The sequence below is a fragment of the Pseudarthrobacter sp. NPDC058329 genome (assembly GCF_042879835.1).
Classification (GTDB): Bacteria; Actinomycetota; Actinomycetes; order Actinomycetales; family Micrococcaceae; genus Arthrobacter.
The window spans coordinates 633295-650101 of the sequence record NZ_JBHVZR010000001.1 but is presented as its reverse complement, the minus strand read 5'-3'; the positions used below and the strand labels follow the sequence as shown (position 1 = coordinate 650101).

Sequence of the window (16807 nt, the reverse complement as noted above, 5' to 3'; positions counted from 1 at the left end):
CCGCCCGCGGTCAGGCCCACTCGTCGGAGCGGACCAGGATTGCGCCGGAGTCCGGGCAGAACACGATCTCGTCGGCCGCAGCTGCCTTGATCTCGGCGAGGTCGCCGGGGCTCAGCTTCATTCCCGAGGCCTCGGACGTGCCGTGGAACAGCCTGGCTGCGCCTACTCCACGCTTGGCCAGGGTCTTTTCGTACACGGCCAGCATTCCGGCGTCGAGCGCAGCGGCGAATTCGGCGCGCTGGGTGCGGAGCCCGGCGGCTTCCGCTTCAACGTGGGCCAGGGCGGCGTCCAGCTCGGCCCGGATGCTGCCGAAGGATCCCTGGATGTCGTCCACGATCCCCTGTTGTTTCGCCTGGGTGGCCCGGAGCGAGTCGAGCCGCTCCAGGACCTCGAGTTCCACGTCCTCCAAGTCCGAGCGCCGTTTGTTCAGGGAGGCGATGTCCTTCTGCAAGGCGACGAGGTCCTTGGACAGGCCAGTCCCGCTGTTGAGCTTTGCCTCATCGCGTTCGATGCGGGAGGCAACCTGCTCCACGTCCGCCTCCGCGCGCTTCAGTTCGGCCTCGGCGTCGTGCACAGCCACTTTCGCGGAGCCCAGCTCGCCGTTCGCTACGGACAGGGCAGCCTCGAGGTCCTTGATCCGGGGATCGTTTTCCAACGAGCGACGGCGGTTGGCGAGTGACCTCAGCCTGGCGTCCAGTCCCTGCAGCTCAAGCAACTTCAACTGTTCCGCCGGTGCTGCCTTCGCCACTGTTACCTCCGCTTGATCCCTTCCGGCCGGGGGCCGGGCACCTGACCGGCGCTCTCTAGACTCTAGCGCGTGGCCTGCTCCGCTGGCTCGCTCCGTGACCACCGGCTTAGCCGGGCGTAAGGATGAAGTCCCAGGGATCGCTGTTGGTGGTGCTGACCTGGATTTCCACGTCGTGGCCCTGGTCGGCCAGGACGTTGCCCAGCGCTGCGGCAGCTGCCGGCAGCCACAGCCACTCGCTGGCGAAGTGCGAGACGTCCACCAGGTAAGGCCGGCCGTTCAGGGCCGCCTCCCGCGCCTCCGACGCCGGGTGGTGGCGGAGGTCAGCGGTGACATAGACGTCAGCGTTGCTGGCGCGTACTTCATTGAACAGTGAGTCCCCCGCACCGCCGCAGACCGCGATCCGCTGCACCAGGCCGTCCTTGTCCCCGGAGACGCGCACTCCCCCGGCCACGGACGGCAGGATACCGAAAACCCGGGCGGCGAAATCCCCGAGCGTCATGGCACCGGCAAGGTCGCCCACGCGCCCTATCCCCTCTTCGGGCAGTCCGTTGGCTGCCACAGTGAGCGGGGCGACGTCCTGCAGGCCCAGGGCGTCCGCCAGCACATCTGATACACCTCCGACGGCGGAATCACCATTGGTGTGAACGGTCAGGAGGGCGGTGCCGGACTCGATGAGCCGGTGCACGGCCCGGCCCTTGGGGGTGGTGGCAGCCACCGTGGTGACGCCCTTCAGGAGCAGCGGATGATGGGTGATCAGGAGCTCTGCGCCCCACTCCACCGCCTCCTCGATGACATCGAGTGTGGGATCCACCGCAAACATCACCCGGGTGACCGGAGCGGAGGGGTGCCCTGCCACCAGTCCAACCTCGTCCCAGTTCTCGGCCAGGGACTCGGGCCACAATTCCTCAACGGCCAGGAGCAGCTCACCAAGGGTGGGAGCCTGCGGCCCGCCGGCGGCCTCCTCTTCGCCGGAGGGGGCATCGGCGTCGTGATTCTTAGGGCCGGTAACGTCAGTGTCCACAGGTTCCATAGTCTTAGTTTTACCCCATCACGCCGCCGGGACCCCATGTTTGAAGCGGCGCCGCAAACTGGCCGGGGAATCATCCCGTGCCGCGAACCATTGAAGAGGTCATGAAAACTTTTGTTTTAGGCGGAGGCTGCTTCTGGTGCCTCGACGCCGTCTACCAGAAGACCAAGGGCGTCACCTCGGTGGTGTCCGGCTACACCGGGGGCCACGACCCCCACCCGGACTACTACTCGGTCTGCAATGGGACCACCGGACACGCCGAGGTGGTGGCGGTGACCTTTGACGAGGACGTGATTCCGGCGGAGGTCATCCTGGACATGTTCTTCGCCCTGCACGATCCCACCACGCCCAACCGGCAGGGATACGACGTCGGCACGCAGTACCGCTCGTCCATGTTCTACGAGACCACCGAAGAGAAGATCCTGTTTGAGGAAGCCATCGACCGGAACCAGGCCCTGTGGGCGAACCCCATCGTCACCGAGGTCAGCCGCCTCCCCCGGTTCTACGTTGCCGAGGAATTCCACCAGAACTATTACGCGAAGCATCCGGAGCAGGGATACTGCCAGGTGATCATCAACCCGAAGCTCGCCAAGGCCAGGAAATATTACTCTGCATGGCTTAACGCTTAGCGGGTGTTACGCGGCCTCGTTAGGCTGACCTCAGTATCCACCCCTCAAAGAACAGGCGTATTTACATGGCACGGATCTATGACGATGTAACCCAGCTGGTCGGCGGCACGCCGCTGGTCAAGCTCAACCGCCTCAGCGAGGGGCTGGACGCAACCGTTGCCGTCAAGCTCGAGTTCTACAATCCGGCCAACAGTGTCAAGGACCGCATCGGCGTGGCCATCGTTGATGCGGCGGAGAAGTCCGGCGCACTCAAGCCCGGCGGAACCATCGTTGAAGGTACGTCCGGCAACACGGGTATCGCCCTGGCCATGGTGGGTGCTGCCCGCGGCTACAAGGTCATCCTGACCATGCCCGAGACCATGTCCACCGAGCGCCGGGTCATGCTGCGCGCATTCGGCGCCGAGATCGTCCTGACCCCGGGTTCGGAGGGCATGCGCGGCGCCGTCGAAAAGGCCCAGGAAATCGTGGCCAACACCGAGAACTCCATTTGGGCCCAGCAGTTCGCCAACGAGGCCAACCCGGAGGTCCACCGCAACACCACTGCCGAGGAAATCTGGGCAGACACCGACGGCGCCGTGGACATCTTCGTCGCCGGCGTCGGCACCGGCGGAACCGTCACCGGCGTCGGCCAGGTCCTGAAGGAACGCAAGCCCGGCGTGCAGATCGTGGCCATCGAGCCCAAGGACTCGGCTATCCTGAACGGCGGCGCCCCCGGCCCGCACAAGATCCAGGGCATCGGCGCGAACTTCGTCCCCGAAATCCTTGACACCAACGTCTACGACGAAGTCCTGGACGCCACCCTTGAAGACTCGGTCCGCGTAGCCCGCGAGCTTGGTGTCAAGGAAGGCATCCTGGGCGGTATCTCCTCCGGCGCCATCGTGTGGGGCGCCCTGGAGCTGGCAAAGCGCCCGGAGAACGCCGGCAAGCTGATCGTCGCCGTAGTATGCGACTTCGGCGAGCGTTACATCTCCACAGTGCTCTATGACGACATCCGCGGCTGATTAGAACCGCCGGCCGCCCGTTTCCTGTAGAAAGAACTTTGTGGGCTTTTTTGCAAGACTGAAGGAAGACCTCGACGCCGCCCGGTCACACGACCCGGCGGCTCGAGGTTCTTTTGAGAACTTTTTCGCCTATTCCGGCCTCCATGCCATTTGGATCCACCGCCTGACGCACCGGCTGTGGGAGACCCCAGGCATGCGATTCCCGGCAAGGCTGATTTCACAGACCGGCCGTTTCCTGACCGGCATCGAAATCCATCCGGGGGCCACGATTGGCCGCAGGTTCTTCATCGACCACGGCATGGGCGTGGTGATTGGTGAGACCGCCGAAATTGGCGAGGACGTGATGATCTACCACGGTGTCACGCTCGGCGGCCGCTCCCTGGCAAGGATCAAACGGCACCCCACCATCGGCGACCGCGTGACCATCGGCGCCGGCGCCAAGATCCTGGGACCGATCACCATCGGCCGGGACAGTGCCGTGGGCGCCAATGCCGTGGTGGTCAAGGACGCGCCGCCGGAATCAATCGTTACCGGTGTACCCGCCAAATGGCGCCACCGCGACGCCCAGCGGGAAACCAAACCCGCAGTTGATCCGGCTGAATACGACATCGAATACCGGATCTGACGCTTACATCTTTCCGCTGGCCACCCGGGTCAGCACCAGCATGACTACAGAGTCGAATAGCCTGTAGGGCAGTATCCGCCTCAGGGTCAGGATGGGCCGGGCACCGCTCCCCACCGGGTAGCGGGTCCGGGGCCTGCCTGGCGCATCGCCGGCAGAAACAGCTGCGTCATCCTGGCCAGCCCGACGACATTCACCTCGAACTGGCGCCGACCTTCGGCCAGGTCCACCTCTTCCAGCGCCCCGTAGGATCCGTAGCCGGCGTTGTTGACCAGGACGTCTATCCGTCCGCATTCTTCCAGGACACGTCCGACGGCGGCGCGCATGGAATCCTCGTCCGTCACGTCGAGTGCCAGGACCTGGATGCCGAGCGCCGCCAGCGGTTCCATCCTGTCCAGCCGGCGGGCGCCCGCATAAAGCTGAAAGCCGTGGCTGTTGAGGCCTTTTGCTGACTCGAAACCGATTCCGGTGGATGCTCCCGTGATGAAGGCGACTGGCTTGGGCATCGTGGACTCCGTGGCTGGATGGACGCCGCAGTTGCGGTGAAAACGCCAACGGCCGGCAGCTCCCGGAATATCCTCGGAAGCGCCGGCCGCAGGGTGATGCAGTAAGCGGTGACTAGTGGGTGTCCACTGCCTCAATTTCGGACTTGTCCTCGCCCCAAAGGGTGTGGAAAGTGCCCTCGGCGTCGACGCGGCCGTAGGTGTGGGCGCCGAAGAGGTCGCGCTGGCCCTGGATCAGGGCAGCAGCCACGCGCTTGCGGCGCAGGCCGTCGTAGTAGGCAAGCGAGGAGGAAAACACCGGCACCGGAATGCCCAGCTGGACAGCCGTAGCGACAACACGGCGCCACGCCGGAACAGCCTCCGCGATGGCCTTGGTGAAGGCCGGTGCGAACAGCAGGTTGGCGGGCTTTTCGTCCGCGGCGTAGGCCTTGGTGATGTCCTTGAGCAGCTCGGCACGGATGATGCAGCCGGCGCGCCACAGGGAAGCGATCTCGTCGAGCTTCAGGTCCCAGCCGTATTCCTTGGCTGAGGATGTGAGCATGTCCAGGCCCTGGGCGTAGGAAACCAGCTTGGAAGCGTACAGCGCTTGCCGCACGTCCTCGACGAAGGTCTCCGGGATCTCCACCGAAGCCTCGTTTCCGGCCAGGAGTTCCTGGCCGAGCTTGCGCTGGCCTGCCTGGGAAGACAGGGCGCGGGCGAAAACGGATTCGGCGATGCCGGAGACCGGGGAACCCAGTTCCAGTGCCGAGATAACTGTCCAGCGGCCGGTGCCCTTCTGGCCGGCGGCGTCCACCACGACGTCCACGAACGGCTTGCCGGTCTTGGCGTCAACGTGGGCCAGGACCTCAGCGGAGATTTCGATCAGGAAGGAGGAGAGCTCGCCCTTGTTCCACTCGGAGAAGATCTTGGACTGCTCTGCAGGCTCGATGCCTGCACCCGAGCGCAGCAGGTCGAAGGCTTCACCGATGACCTGCATGTCAGCGTATTCGATGCCGTTGTGGACCATCTTCACGAAGTGGCCGGCACCATCAGTTCCCACCCACGCGCAGCACGGTTCGCCGTCGACCTTGGCGGAAATCTTCTCCAGCAGCGGACCCAGTGCCTTGTAGGACTCCTTGGAACCGCCGGGCATGATGGAGGGGCCGTTGAGGGCGCCTTCTTCACCGCCGGAGACACCAACGCCCACGAAGTGCAGGTCTTTCTTGGCCAGCGCAGCCTCGCGGCGGCGGGTGTCCTCGTAGTGGGAGTTGCCGGCGTCGATGATGATATCGCCGGCTTCCAGCAGCGGTTCCAGCTGCTCGATGACGGAGTCAACCGGCTTGCCGGCCTTCACCATGATGAGGACGCGGCGGGGCTTCTCCAGGGAGTCCACCAGTTCCTGGAGGGTCTCGGTCCGGACAAAGTCGCCGTCCGAGCCGTGCTTTTCGAGCAGGGCGTCGGTCTTTTCAACGGACCGGTTGTGCAGTGCGACCGTGAAGCCGTTCCGGGCGAGGTTGCGGGCCAGGTTGGCGCCCATCACCGCAAGGCCGGTGACACCGATGTGTGCAGACATCAAAACTCCAATTCATACTGTGCGTTGGATGTGCAGTGGCTCCCTTGGCGCGGAAGCACGGTTGCAGACCATGGGTCTGAATAAAGCATATATATTCGGCGGGTCACAGGAAAGTAACGCCCACCTATTGGAACCTTTTGTGTCGCCGCCCGTCCAGCACGAAGGGCATACGGGTGACAGCCCCGCACTAGGCTTAGCAGCATGACCACCAGCCTGCACCACCGTGCCATCGAGAATCTTGGCGCCCGAATCGTTGCGGGCAATCTCCCCGCCGGCCACGTCATGCTGGCCGAGCAGCTGGAGGACGAGCTGAAGGTGTCCCGGTCGGTCATCCGGGAGGCCGTCCGCGTTCTGCAGTCTTTGGGCCTGGTGGAAACCACCAAGAGGGTGGGCATCCGGGTCCTGCCGCCCAGCCGCTGGAACCCCTTCGATCCCCAGGTCATCCGATGGCGGCTGGCAAGCGACGCACGGGGCGCCCAGTTGCGCTCACTCGCCGAGCTGCGCGCCGCCGTCGAACCCGCAGCAGCGGAACTGGCGGCCGAGAACGCCCCAGCACCGCTGCGCCTGGAGCTCGTGGACGTTGCCTACGCAATGCGCGACGCCGGACACAACGGTGAGGTGCCCCGCTTCCTGGAGCTGGACATCCAGTTCCATTCCCTTCTGCTCTCAGGTTCGGGCAATGAAATGTTCGCCAACCTCATGGGCCAGGTGGCCGAGACACTCACCGGCCGCACGGTCCATGGCCTGATGCCGGACCATCCCCACGAGGCTGCCCTCCAATGGCATGTTGACGTGGCGGAGGCCATTGCCAGAGGTGACGCCCCTGCGGCGCGTGAGGCGTCGGACCGGATCATGCGCCGGACCATGTCGCAGATGTCGGATACCTGGACGGAGCAGCCGCGCGTCTTTATTCCGGTGCGGCACTGAACCTAAGGGCAGGCCATCGCCGAAAGGCCGGCAGGACCTTTACGCCAGGGCCGGACGCCGGCCGCGACACAGTGCCGACTCGCGCCGGGGACAACTTTTACGTTTCCGGCTGTTCACGGTATATTCATCTCAGGCCCTCCACCGCGGCATCCCCCAATAGCCGCGGTGGAGGGTTTTCCAATGCCCGGCTCCCCCGGGAAGAATGCATCAGGCAGCGTCCGCGACTGCTTCGCGCAGGCGCCACCCGCCTCCCACGCCGTCCCTCTCCAGCAGCATGGTGGTCAGTGCAGAGTGGTCATTGGCACCAAGCCGCACCTGCACCTGCAAGACCTCAACGTCAACCCGGCCCAGCCCCTTGGGCATCCTCCGGTTGACTTCCCACCATCTGACGCGCTCAAACCAGCGGACCGGTTCGGCACCCACTGTCCATTCCCGTCCGTTGCTCACTACCGACGTCGGCATTCCATTAATTTCCGTCCGCACCATCACGTGTTCCATACCTGCAAACTACGGCGGGGCACCGACAATCAGCCGAGGTACCGGACAACGAAAAAACCCTGCCGTTTCCGCCTGAAGGCGGAAACAACAGGGTTTCCTTGTGGGTCCTACCGGGATCGAACCGATGACATCCACGGTGTAAACGTGGCGCTCTACCAGCTGAGCTAAAGACCCAAAACCGCTGAATCCGGCGCTTCAGCGCCGCAACCAACGAACATAGACTCTACCGGATGAAGGCCGCGAAACGCGAATCGGCGCGGCGTCCGTCCGCATCGGCGTGTCTCTAGAGTGCTGGCAACTCTGCGGCAAGCCAGCCCAGGGCTTCACTGACGCCGGCCTCGAGTTTGATGGTGGCTTTGTCGTCTCCGCGGGTCTGCCCCCGGTTGATGATGATCACCGGCTTCCCGTCCTTGGCCGCGTGCCTGACAAACCGCAGGCCGCTCATCACCGTCAATGACGATCCCGCCACCACCAGGGCACCTCCGTCGTCAACCATCGCGTACGAGCGTTCAACCCGTTCTTTGGGGACGTTTTCCCCGAAGTACACGAAATCGGGCTTCAGTGTTCCGCCGCACGCGGGGCAGACAGCAACAACGAAGCTGCTGATCAGCGCTTTGTCCTCAACGGTGGCGTCCGCGTCTGGCGCCATTTCCACGAGGCCTGTTTCCGCTGCCCGGGACAGAAAGCCCGGGTTCAGTTCCTCCAGCACCCCCGCCAGCAGGCGCCTGGAATAGGTGCGGCGGCAGTCCAGGCACACCACTTGGTCGTACCTGCCGTGCAGGTCAACAACGTTGATGCTTCCGGCATCTTCGTGCAGGCGGTCAACATTCTGGGTAATCAAACCGGTCAAGTAGCCCAAGCGCTCAAGCTGGGCGGCCGCGTGGTGGCCCTGGTTGGGATCAGCATGCCGGAGATGGGACCAGCCAATATGGTTCCGGGCCCAATAGCGCTGCCGGTTGGCGGCCTCCTTGAGGAACTCCTGGTACGTCATGGGAGTCCGCGGAGGCGACCCCGGTCCGCGATAGTCGGGGATGCCCGAATCGGTGCTCAGCCCGGCCCCCGTCAGGAGGGCAAAGCGCCTGCCGGCGAGGACGTCCCGAATGTGGAACAGGACGTCAAGCTCATCCCGGGACGGACGCGCCGCAGCCACGGGCGGCATGCTGGCGAAGCCTGTCAGGCCAACACCCGCCCGCCGCTGGTCCATGGGCCGTCAGGCCTGCCCCATGTTGGCCAAAGCCGCGCGGTATTCCTGAAGGTCACGGGCCTGGCCGCGCGGGTTCACCACGGAGTACCGGACATGTCCGCCGGCATCGATGATGAACGTGCCACGCTTTGCCATGCCACTGTCCGGATCGAAGACGCCGTAGGCGGTGGCTACGGCACCGTGAGGCCAGAAGTCAGCCAGCAGGTCGAAGCCGTACCCCTCCTGCGCGGCGTAGGCACGGAGGCTGAACTTGCTGTCAACGGAAACAGCCAGGACCCTGGCATTGGCGTCCTCGAACAGGGCCAGGTTGTCCCGGATCTCGCAGAGCTCCCCGGTGCAGATGCCGGAAAAAGCGAACGGATAGAACACCAGCACCACGTTCTGGCCACGGAAGGATGACAGCCGGACAGGTTCGCCGAACTGGTTGGCGAGTTCGAAGTCAGGTGCCGGCCCACCAACGGCGGGCACCGCTTGGGTGGCAGCGTCAAGCGCTGCTGTCACTTGTTTTTCCTGCTCACCAGACGCGCGGCGCTCCAGTCCTTGGAGACGCCTGCAGAAGTTGTGACGTGCAGGCCGGCCGTCGGTGCAGCTTCCTGGATGTCAGCCGGTGAGACGTACCCGGCCCTTCCGGACTTCGGAGTCAGGACCCAGACAACACCGGTTTCGCTCAGCGTGGTGAGCGAATCCATCAGGAAGTCCACCAGGTCACCGTCGCCGTCACGCCACCAGAGGATGACGGCGTCAGCCACCTCATGGTCATCCTCATCCAGCAGCTCTGAGCCCGTGAGGTCCTCAATGTCGTCACGCAAGTCGAAATCGACGTCGTCGTCGTAACCGAACTCCTGAATCAGATCCCCGTTCTTGAAACCCAATTTTTCCGCCACATTTACCGAAGTGGCGGCGTCGGCCTCGCTCACGTGTTCCTCCAATGCCTCATACATGCAGTTCGCATAGTGATTTCCATTACTCCCAAGCCAACACCCTTTGTGCCTGCGCTTCAAGCTGACGCCCCCGAGACGGCGCATATTCTGCGTCACACCGGTGCGGCCAGCCCGCCCCGCAGCGGCTTTTCGTCACACAACCAGTATGACGGCGAAATACAACAGAGCCGCCCAGGCCGCGGCTACGCATCGCGCTGACGTGAGAGTTAGAGTGGCAGGTGACAACTATGCCTGCGGGGCAACAACCCTGTAACTCCAATGCAGACGTAGGAATGCTAGGACCCTGCCCGGCACACATGACCGGGCTGTTGTAACCGATACGTCGCACACGGCGTATGTACGCCGGGCGGTCACCCTGCCCGGCCTGAGTGCGCCATCGAATGCGCGCAAAGAGAGGTTGGACGTGGCTGCAGGAGAAGATACCTCCCATATCCTCAGCGGGTTGACTAACCAGCTGCCTGATCGTGATCCGGAAGAGACCGCCGAGTGGGTTGAGTCCCTGGATTCGTTGATCAGGGAACAGGGCACCGAGCGTGCCCAATACATCATGCGGAGCCTGCTGCAGCGTGCCGGTGCGCAGAGCGTCGGGGTGCCGATGGTGACCACCACCGATTACGTGAACACCATCCCGGTGGACCAGGAAGCACCGTTCCCGGGCAACGAGGAGTACGAGCGCCGCTACCGGGCGTACATGCGGTGGAACGCCGCGGTGATGGTGCACCGGGCGCAGAAGGCGAACATCGGCGTGGGCGGGCACATCTCCACCTACGCCGGGGCCGCGACCCTGTACGAGGTGGGCTTCAACCACTTCTTCCGCGGCAAGGATGCCCCCGGCGGCGGGGACCAGGTCTTCTTCCAGGGCCATGCCTCCCCCGGCATGTACGCCCGGGCGTTTATGGAAGGCCGCCTCAGTGAGGAGGACCTGGACGGGTTCCGGCAGGAAAAGTCCAAGGAGGGCCACGCCCTGTCCTCCTACCCGCACCCGCGGCTGATGCCGGAGTTCTGGGAGTTCCCCACGGTCTCGATGGGGATCGGGCCGATGAACGCGATCTACCAGGCCCAGTCCAACCGTTACCTGCATAACCGGGGCCTGAAGGACACCTCCGACCAGCAGGTCTGGGCGTTCCTGGGCGACGGGGAAATGGACGAGCCCGAGTCCCGCGGCCTGCTCCAGCTCGCCGCGAACGAGAACCTGGACAACCTGAACTTCGTGATCAACTGCAACCTCCAGCGCCTGGACGGACCGGTCCGGGGCAACGGCAAGATCATGCAGGAACTCGAGGCGTTCTTCCGCGGAGCGGGCTGGAACGTGATCAAGGTCGTCTGGGGCCGGGAGTGGGATGACCTGCTCACCCGCGACTCCGACGGCTCGCTCGTGAAGATCATGAACGAAACCCCCGACGGGGACTACCAGACCTACAAGGCCGAATCCGGCGGGTTCGTCCGTGAACACTTCTTCGGCAAGGACCCGGCCACCAAAGACCTCGTCGCGGACCTGACCGATGACCAGATCTGGAACCTCAAACGCGGCGGCCACGACTACCGCAAGGTCTACGCCGCGTACAAGGCGGCCACCGAGTTCAAGGGCAAACCCACCGTCATCCTCGCCAAAACCGTCAAGGGCTACGGACTCGGACCGCACTTCGAGGGCCGCAACGCGACCCACCAAATGAAGAAACTCACCCTCGATGACCTGAAGAAGTTCCGCGACCACCTGCGGATTCCGGTCACGGACGAACAGCTGGAAAAGGATCTGTACCAGCCGCCGTACTACCACCCGGGTACGGATGCCCCGGAAATCCAGTACATGATGGAGCGACGGGCAGCACTGGGCGGTTCGGTCCCGGAACGCCGGTCCAAGCACGCTGAGATCACCCTGCCGGACGCCAAGTCCTATGAGGTGGCCAAGCGCGGTTCGGGCAAGCAGCAGGCCGCGACGACCATGGCCTTTGTGCGCCTGCTCAAGGACCTCATGCGGGACAAGAACTTCGGCAAGCACATCGCCCCGATCATCCCGGATGAGGCACGTACGTTCGGCATGGATGCGTTCTTCCCCACGGCGAAGATCTACAACCCCAAGGGCCAGAACTACCTGTCCGTGGACCGCGACCTCGTCCTGGCCTACAAGGAATCCGCCCAGGGCCAGCTGATCCACCCCGGCATCAACGAAGCCGGCGCCGTGGCAGCCTTCACCGCCGCCGGCACCGCCTACGCCACCCACGGCGTGCCGCTGGTCCCGGTCTACGTGTTCTACTCCATGTTCGGCTTCCAGCGCACCGGCGACGCCTTCTGGGCAGCGGCAGACCAAATGACCCGCGGCTTCATCATCGGCGCCACCGCAGGCCGGACCACCCTCACCGGCGAAGGCCTCCAGCACGCCGACGGCCACTCCCCGCTCCTGGCCTCCACCAACCCGGCCGTGGTCACCTACGACCCCGCCTATGGCTACGAAATGGGCCACATCATCCGCGACGGCCTCGAACGCATGTACGGGCCGGACTCCGAAGAGCGGAACCTCATGTACTACCTCACCGTGTACAACGAGCCCATCTCCCAGCCCGCGGAACCGGAGGAACTGGACGTCGAAGGTGTCCTCAAGGGCATCTACCTGCTGGCCCCGGCAAAGATCGACGGTCCCCGGACCCAGATCCTGGCCTCCGGTGTTTCGGTGCCCTGGGCGCTCGAGGCCCAGCAGCTCCTGGCCGATGACTGGGGCGTCTCGGCAGACGTCTGGTCAGTCACGTCCTGGAACGAACTGCGCCGCGACGGCATGGCCGCCGAGGAGGAAGCGTTCCTCAACCCGGGCCAGCCGACACGCGTCCCGTTTGTGACCCGGCAACTGGAAGGAGCCACCGGCCCCGTCGTCGCCGTGAGCGACTACATGAAGGCCGTACCGGACCAGATCCGCCAGTTCGTGCCGAACGAGTTCGCCACGCTCGGTGCCGACGGCTTCGGCTTCTCCGACACCCGCGCCGCAGCCCGCCGCTTCTTCAAGAACGACATCCACTCCATCGTGGTGCGTTCGCTGGAGATGCTGGCCCGCCGCGGTGAGGTTGACGCGCAGGCACCGGTGAAGGCGATCGACAAGTACCGGCTGCACAACGTGAATGCCGGTTCCACTGGCAACGCCGGGGGCGAGGCTTAGCCTTACCCGCCGGGTTATCGGACAGGTACGAGGACTTCCGGGCTCTTGAAGTCGCCGTACCTGTCCAAAAACTCCCAAGCAAGCAGAGAACGACGGCGGCTCCCACCGAAAGGCGGGGGCCGCCGTCGTTCGTATTACGGGTACGGACGGTTGTGACCCACGACCAGCGGGGTTGTAGCCTTTGTACAAATGGAGCTTGCAGGGCAGTGGCCGTATGCTCAAAGCATGCCAGCACCAGCCGCCCCGTCCGCCAAGCGCAAACCGTCAACGCCCAGGGTCACGCCGGAGAAATCCGAAACCCTGAAAAAGCTGCGGGCAAATGTGGGACAGCTTTCCACCACCACCATGCGGGAGCTGGAAAAATCGCTGCCCTGGTACGGCCGGCTCAGCTCGGATGAACGTTCCGCCCTTGGCATGGTGGCACAGAACGGCATTGCGGCCTTTGTGACCTGGTATGAACGCCCGAGCTCCCCGTCCTGGATCCTCACCGACGTTTTTGGAACGGCTCCGACGGAACTCACCCGGTCCATCAGCCTGCAAAAAGCGCTGCAGCTGATCCGGATCGTGGTGGAGGTGGTGGAGGACCAGGTTCCGGTCATCGCTCCGGAGGCTGACCAGCCTTCCCTTCGAGAGGCAGTACTGCGCTATTCCCGCGAAGTGGCGTTTGCCGCGGCCGACGTTTATGCGCGTGCCGCCGAATCCCGCGGCTCCTGGGACACCCGGTTGGAAGCGCTGATCGTGGACGCCATCCTCCGCGGCGAAAACACCGACGCCCTGCGCTCAAGAATCGCGGCCCTGGGCTGGAAGGCGCAGGAACGGTTCACCGTTATGGTGGGCAACTCCCCCTCCGAGCCAAGTGCCAGCTACGTGAGCGAACTCCGGCGGATGGCCGGCCGCTACGCGGAGGATGCCCTGGTGGGAATCCAGGGCGATCGGTTGATCCTGATCCTCGGCGGTGTTTCGGACCGGGAAACCGCCTACGTGAAGCTCAGCGACATGTTTGCGCCCGGGCCCGTGGTGTACGGGCCCGAGGCCGGGTCCCTGCTGGAGGCCAGCAGCTCCGCCCAGTCCGCCTTTGCAGGCCTGACGGCCGCGCGGGCCTGGCCTTCAGCGCCCCGGCCCGTTGCCGCCGACGACCTGCTCCCTGAGCGGGTGATCTCAGGCGACGACGCCGCCCGCCGCTCGCTGGTGAAGAACATCTACCGGCCGCTCCTGGCAGCGTCCAACGGGCTGGTGGAAACCCTTGGGACCTACCTGGAACTGGGCCACTCACTTGAGGCAACAGCGCGGGAACTCTTTGTCCACGCCAACACCGTCAGGTACCGGCTGAAGCGGGTTTGCGACGTCACGGGCTGGGATCCGCTCCTCCCCAGGGAAGCGTTTGTCCTGCAGGCGGCGCTCGTGGTGGGCCGTCTCTCCACCCCGCCCAAAGCGGCCGTTGAGCGCCACGCGTCGCGGAACCAGCCTTGAGTCGTTGTAGACTTCCTACAACCTGACCCCGTGAGCTTGGTGCGGACAAACACCGCTGAATCACACAGTAATTTGGAAAGCTGGTTACGTGCTTGCAATAGTCTGCCCTGGACAGGGCTCGCAAACCCCGGGTTTTCTGGCCCCCTGGCTGGAACTGCCCCCGGTGGCAGGCCACTTGGCCTCCCTGAGCGACATCGCAGGCATCGACCTGATCGCCCATGGCACCACCTCGGACGAGGAAACCATCAAGGACACTGCCGTCGCGCAGCCCCTGATCGTTGCCGCCGGACTGGTTGCCGCAGCGTCGCTTTTCGACGTCGAGCTCAGCTCCCTGCCGGTCATCCTGGCGGGCCATTCCGTTGGTGAAATTACTGCCTCGGCCCTTGCCGGGGTCCTGACGGAGCAGGAAGCCATGACCTTCGTCCGCGAGCGTGCCAACAGCATGGCCGCCGCCGCGGCCGTCACCCCCACCGGCATGAGTGCCGTGGTGGGCGGCGACCCCGCCGAGGTGCTGGCCGCCATCGAGGCAGCCGGCGCGACCCCCGCGAATGTCAACGGCGCCGGCCAGACAGTGGCTGCAGGCACGTTCGAACAGCTGAAGGCCCTCGGGGAAAACCCGCCGGCCAAGGCGCGCGTCATCCCGCTGAAGGTGGCCGGCGCGTTCCACACCAGCCACATGTCCCCTGCTGTCAGCGCCCTCAAGGCCCTGGCGCCCGCGCTGAAGCCGCAGGCACCCAAGGTGCCCCTGCTGTCCAATTACGACGGCGGGCAAGTCACCGGCGGCGGTGCCGCCGTCGACAGCCTGATCGCCCAGGTCTCGCGCCCGGTCCGCTGGGACCTGTGCATGGACAACCTGGTCCAGCGCGGCGTCACCGGCGTCATAGAGCTTGCTCCTGCCGGAACCCTCGCCGGCCTGGCCAAGCGGGGGATGCCCGGCGTCAAGACCGTTGCGGTCAAGACCCCCGATGATCTTTCCGCCGCCCTGGCGCTCTTCGCAGAACTGGAGGGCAACGCATGAGCGTTCCCACATTGAAACAGGCTCCCCTTCAGGAACACACCCGGATCCTCGGCCTTGGCGCCTACCGGCCGGACGTCATCGTCACCAACGAAGACGTCTGCCAGTGGATCGACTCCTCGGATGAGTGGATCCGCCAGCGGACCGGAATCGTGACCCGGCACCGCGCTTCCGCTGACGTGAGCGTTATCGACATGGCTGAGGGCGCTGCCCGCGAAGCCATGGAAAAGGCTGGCATTGAGGCATCCGACCTTGGAGCCGTGATTGTTTCCACGGTCACCCACCCCTACGCCACACCGTCCGCCGCCGCGAGCCTGGCAGACCGTCTCGGCGCCACTCCGGCACCTGCCTTTGACATCTCCGCAGCCTGCGCCGGCTACTGCTACGGCATTGCCCAGGGTGACGCACTCGTCCGGTCAGGCACCGCGAAGTACGTCCTGGTGGTGGGGGCAGAGAAGTTGTCCGACGTCATCGACAACCGTGAACGCACTATCTCCTTCCTGCTCGGGGACGGAGCCGGCGCCGTTGTCATCGGCCCGTCCGAAACTCCCGGCATCGCCCCCTCCGTCTGGGGATCCGACGGCAGCAAGTGGGACGCGATCGGAATGACGCGCTCCATGCTCGATGTCCGCGACCTTGGCATGGCTGCCCGGCAGTCGGACTCCACAGGCGACCTTGCCCTGCTCGAGGAAGCCCAGGAGCTCTACCCCACGCTGCGGCAGGACGGCCAGACCGTCTTCCGCTGGGCAGTCTGGGAGATGGCAAAGGTGGCCCAGCAGGCCCTGGAAGCGGCCGGCGTGGAAGCCGAGGACCTCGTGGCATTCATCCCCCACCAGGCCAACATGCGCATCATCGACGAGATGGTGAAAAAGCTGAAACTGCCCGAGACGGTTACAGTGGCACGGGACATCGCCGATGCAGGAAACACCTCTGCAGCGTCCATTCCGCTGGCCACGCACCGCCTCCTGGCGGAAAAGCCCGAACTGAGCGGCGGGCTTGCCCTCCAGATCGGCTTCGGTGCCGGGCTGGTCTTCGGCGCGCAGGTAGTTGTCCTTCCCTAGGAACGCCCCCCACAGGCCGCAACCGCGTCCTGAACCGTTTCCGGCAGCCCCTGCCGGCAATACAAGAAAAGGAGCCATCAATGGCTAGCAACGAAGAGATCCTGGCCGGCTTGGCTGAAATCGTCAACGAAGAAACCGGCCTGGCCCCCGAGGCCGTGGAGCTGGACAAGTCCTTCACAGAGGACCTGGACATCGACTCCATCTCGATGATGACCATCGTGGTCAACGCCGAGGAAAAATTCGGCGTGCGCATCCCGGACGAAGAGGTCAAGAACCTCAAGACCGTCGGCGACGCCGTCAGCTTCATCGCCGGAGCACAGGCCTAGTCAAGGCTTTCGCCGTTTATCGGCTTGGCGGGGGGGGCCGCGCGCACCCCCGCCACCGCCACCCCCCCCACATAAGGGACCCCAAAACACATCGTAGCGGCCACGCCCCCAAAAAACAGCCCCACCCCCAGCCCGACC

17 protein-coding genes and 1 tRNA gene are annotated in these 16807 nt (G+C 64.7%); 9 read left to right on the top strand and 9 right to left on the bottom strand.

Features of this window, described 5'->3' with window-relative positions:
* Window positions 1-10: 10 nt before the first annotated feature.
* Both ACFVYC_RS03060 and ACFVYC_RS03055 read right to left on the bottom strand, forming a co-directional pair.
* Window positions 11-748, bottom strand: a complete 738-nt coding sequence (locus ACFVYC_RS03060) for a zinc ribbon domain-containing protein (protein WP_387546390.1) — start codon at window positions 746-748, stop codon at window positions 11-13.
* A gap of 106 nt (window positions 749-854) precedes the next feature.
* Window positions 855-1778, bottom strand: a complete 924-nt coding sequence (locus tag ACFVYC_RS03055; protein WP_387546386.1) for a Nif3-like dinuclear metal center hexameric protein — start codon at window positions 1776-1778, stop codon at window positions 855-857.
* A gap of 101 nt (window positions 1779-1879) precedes the next feature.
* Between ACFVYC_RS03055 and msrA the strand changes: the two genes are divergently transcribed.
* The 3 genes from msrA to epsC all read left to right on the top strand — a co-directional run bounded on the left by msrA (window position 1880) and on the right by epsC (window position 4030).
* Entirely contained in the window at window positions 1880-2404 is a 525-nt protein-coding gene (msrA, locus tag ACFVYC_RS03050; RefSeq protein WP_387546384.1) for a peptide-methionine (S)-S-oxide reductase MsrA, read from the top strand.
* 65 nt (window positions 2405-2469) lie between these two features.
* Window positions 2470-3405 (top strand): cysteine synthase A, encoded by a 936-nt coding sequence (gene cysK, locus ACFVYC_RS03045; protein WP_387546381.1) that lies wholly within the window; start codon window positions 2470-2472, stop codon window positions 3403-3405.
* A 40-nt stretch (window positions 3406-3445) separates the two neighbouring features.
* Window positions 3446-4030, top strand: coding sequence for a serine O-acetyltransferase EpsC (epsC, locus tag ACFVYC_RS03040; protein WP_387546379.1), 585 nt, complete (start codon window positions 3446-3448; stop codon window positions 4028-4030).
* Between the two features lie 86 nt (window positions 4031-4116).
* On the opposite strand, the gene ACFVYC_RS03035 is transcribed toward epsC, so the two are convergent.
* A complete protein-coding gene (locus tag ACFVYC_RS03035; protein ID WP_387546378.1) occupies window positions 4117-4533 on the bottom strand; it encodes an SDR family NAD(P)-dependent oxidoreductase in 417 nt (138 codons plus the stop codon).
* Between the two features lie 112 nt (window positions 4534-4645).
* On the bottom strand, window positions 4646-6082 hold the full coding sequence (gene gndA / locus ACFVYC_RS03030; RefSeq protein ID WP_387546376.1) for an NADP-dependent phosphogluconate dehydrogenase: 1437 nt from the start codon (window positions 6080-6082) through the stop codon (window positions 4646-4648).
* Window positions 6083-6283: 201 nt separating this feature from the next.
* Between gndA and ACFVYC_RS03025 the strand changes: the two genes are divergently transcribed.
* Complete coding sequence (locus ACFVYC_RS03025) at window positions 6284-7009, top strand: FadR/GntR family transcriptional regulator (protein WP_387546374.1); 726 nt, start codon at window positions 6284-6286, stop codon at window positions 7007-7009.
* A gap of 207 nt (window positions 7010-7216) precedes the next feature.
* Here the strand turns inward: ACFVYC_RS03025 and ACFVYC_RS03020 are convergent, their stop codons facing one another.
* The 5 genes from ACFVYC_RS03020 to ACFVYC_RS03000 all read right to left on the bottom strand — a co-directional run bounded on the left by ACFVYC_RS03020 (window position 7217) and on the right by ACFVYC_RS03000 (window position 9628).
* Complete coding sequence (locus tag ACFVYC_RS03020; protein WP_387546372.1) at window positions 7217-7507, bottom strand: hypothetical protein; 291 nt, start codon at window positions 7505-7507, stop codon at window positions 7217-7219.
* Between the two features lie 101 nt (window positions 7508-7608).
* Window positions 7609-7681, bottom strand: a tRNA-Val gene (locus tag ACFVYC_RS03015).
* A 109-nt stretch (window positions 7682-7790) separates the two neighbouring features.
* A complete protein-coding gene (locus ACFVYC_RS03010) occupies window positions 7791-8711 on the bottom strand; it encodes an NAD-dependent protein deacetylase (RefSeq protein ID WP_387546370.1) in 921 nt (306 codons plus the stop codon).
* Between the two features lie 6 nt (window positions 8712-8717).
* Window positions 8718-9212: a peroxiredoxin gene (locus tag ACFVYC_RS03005; RefSeq protein WP_387546368.1), complete on the bottom strand. Its 495-nt coding sequence runs from the start codon at window positions 9210-9212 to the stop codon at window positions 8718-8720.
* Entirely contained in the window at window positions 9209-9628 is a 420-nt protein-coding gene (locus ACFVYC_RS03000) for a DUF3052 domain-containing protein (protein ID WP_387547118.1), read from the bottom strand. The genes ACFVYC_RS03005 and ACFVYC_RS03000 overlap by 4 nt, the downstream gene beginning before the upstream one ends.
* Before the next feature lie 427 nt (window positions 9629-10055).
* Between ACFVYC_RS03000 and aceE the strand changes: the two genes are divergently transcribed.
* The 5 genes from aceE (at window position 10056) to ACFVYC_RS02975 (ending at window position 16669) form a co-directional block, all read left to right on the top strand.
* On the top strand, window positions 10056-12797 hold the full coding sequence (gene aceE, locus ACFVYC_RS02995) for a pyruvate dehydrogenase (acetyl-transferring), homodimeric type (RefSeq protein ID WP_387546366.1): 2742 nt from the start codon (window positions 10056-10058) through the stop codon (window positions 12795-12797).
* Between the two features lie 225 nt (window positions 12798-13022).
* Window positions 13023-14267, top strand: a complete 1245-nt coding sequence (locus tag ACFVYC_RS02990; RefSeq protein WP_387546364.1) for a PucR family transcriptional regulator — start codon at window positions 13023-13025, stop codon at window positions 14265-14267.
* An 88-nt stretch (window positions 14268-14355) separates the two neighbouring features.
* The gene (locus ACFVYC_RS02985) at window positions 14356-15285 is read left to right on the top strand and encodes an ACP S-malonyltransferase (protein ID WP_387546361.1); all 930 of its coding nucleotides are present in this window, start codon (window positions 14356-14358) and stop codon (window positions 15283-15285) included.
* Window positions 15282-16343: a beta-ketoacyl-ACP synthase III gene (locus ACFVYC_RS02980; protein ID WP_387546358.1), complete on the top strand. Its 1062-nt coding sequence runs from the start codon at window positions 15282-15284 to the stop codon at window positions 16341-16343. Before ACFVYC_RS02985 ends, ACFVYC_RS02980 begins: the two co-directional genes overlap by 4 nt.
* 80 nt (window positions 16344-16423) lie before the next feature.
* A complete protein-coding gene (locus tag ACFVYC_RS02975; protein ID WP_009359314.1) occupies window positions 16424-16669 on the top strand; it encodes an acyl carrier protein in 246 nt (81 codons plus the stop codon).
* Window positions 16670-16807: the final 138 nt, after the last annotated feature.

What these genes read in the sequence shown, in the direction of transcription:
- ACFVYC_RS03025 (WP_387546374.1), top strand. Translation starts at nt 6,284, where the DNA reads ATGACCACCAGCCTGCACCACCGTGCCATCGAGAATCTTGGCGCCCGA.
- ACFVYC_RS02990 (WP_387546364.1), top strand. Translation starts at nt 13,023, where the DNA reads ATGCCAGCACCAGCCGCCCCGTCCGCCAAGCGCAAACCGTCAACGCCC.
- ACFVYC_RS03035 (WP_387546378.1), bottom strand. Translation starts at nt 4,533, where the DNA reads ATGCCCAAGCCAGTCGCCTTCATCACGGGAGCATCCACCGGAATCGGT.
- ACFVYC_RS03010 (WP_387546370.1), bottom strand. Translation starts at nt 8,711, where the DNA reads ATGGACCAGCGGCGGGCGGGTGTTGGCCTGACAGGCTTCGCCAGCATG.
- ACFVYC_RS03055 (WP_387546386.1), bottom strand. Translation starts at nt 1,778, where the DNA reads ATGGAACCTGTGGACACTGACGTTACCGGCCCTAAGAATCACGACGCC.
- cysK (WP_387546381.1), top strand. Translation starts at nt 2,470, where the DNA reads ATGGCACGGATCTATGACGATGTAACCCAGCTGGTCGGCGGCACGCCG.
- ACFVYC_RS02980 (WP_387546358.1), top strand. Translation starts at nt 15,282, where the DNA reads ATGAGCGTTCCCACATTGAAACAGGCTCCCCTTCAGGAACACACCCGG.
- msrA (WP_387546384.1), top strand. Translation starts at nt 1,880, where the DNA reads ATGAAAACTTTTGTTTTAGGCGGAGGCTGCTTCTGGTGCCTCGACGCC.
- ACFVYC_RS03020 (WP_387546372.1), bottom strand. Translation starts at nt 7,507, where the DNA reads ATGGAACACGTGATGGTGCGGACGGAAATTAATGGAATGCCGACGTCG.
- ACFVYC_RS02975 (WP_009359314.1), top strand. Translation starts at nt 16,424, where the DNA reads ATGGCTAGCAACGAAGAGATCCTGGCCGGCTTGGCTGAAATCGTCAAC.
- gndA (WP_387546376.1), bottom strand. Translation starts at nt 6,082, where the DNA reads ATGTCTGCACACATCGGTGTCACCGGCCTTGCGGTGATGGGCGCCAAC.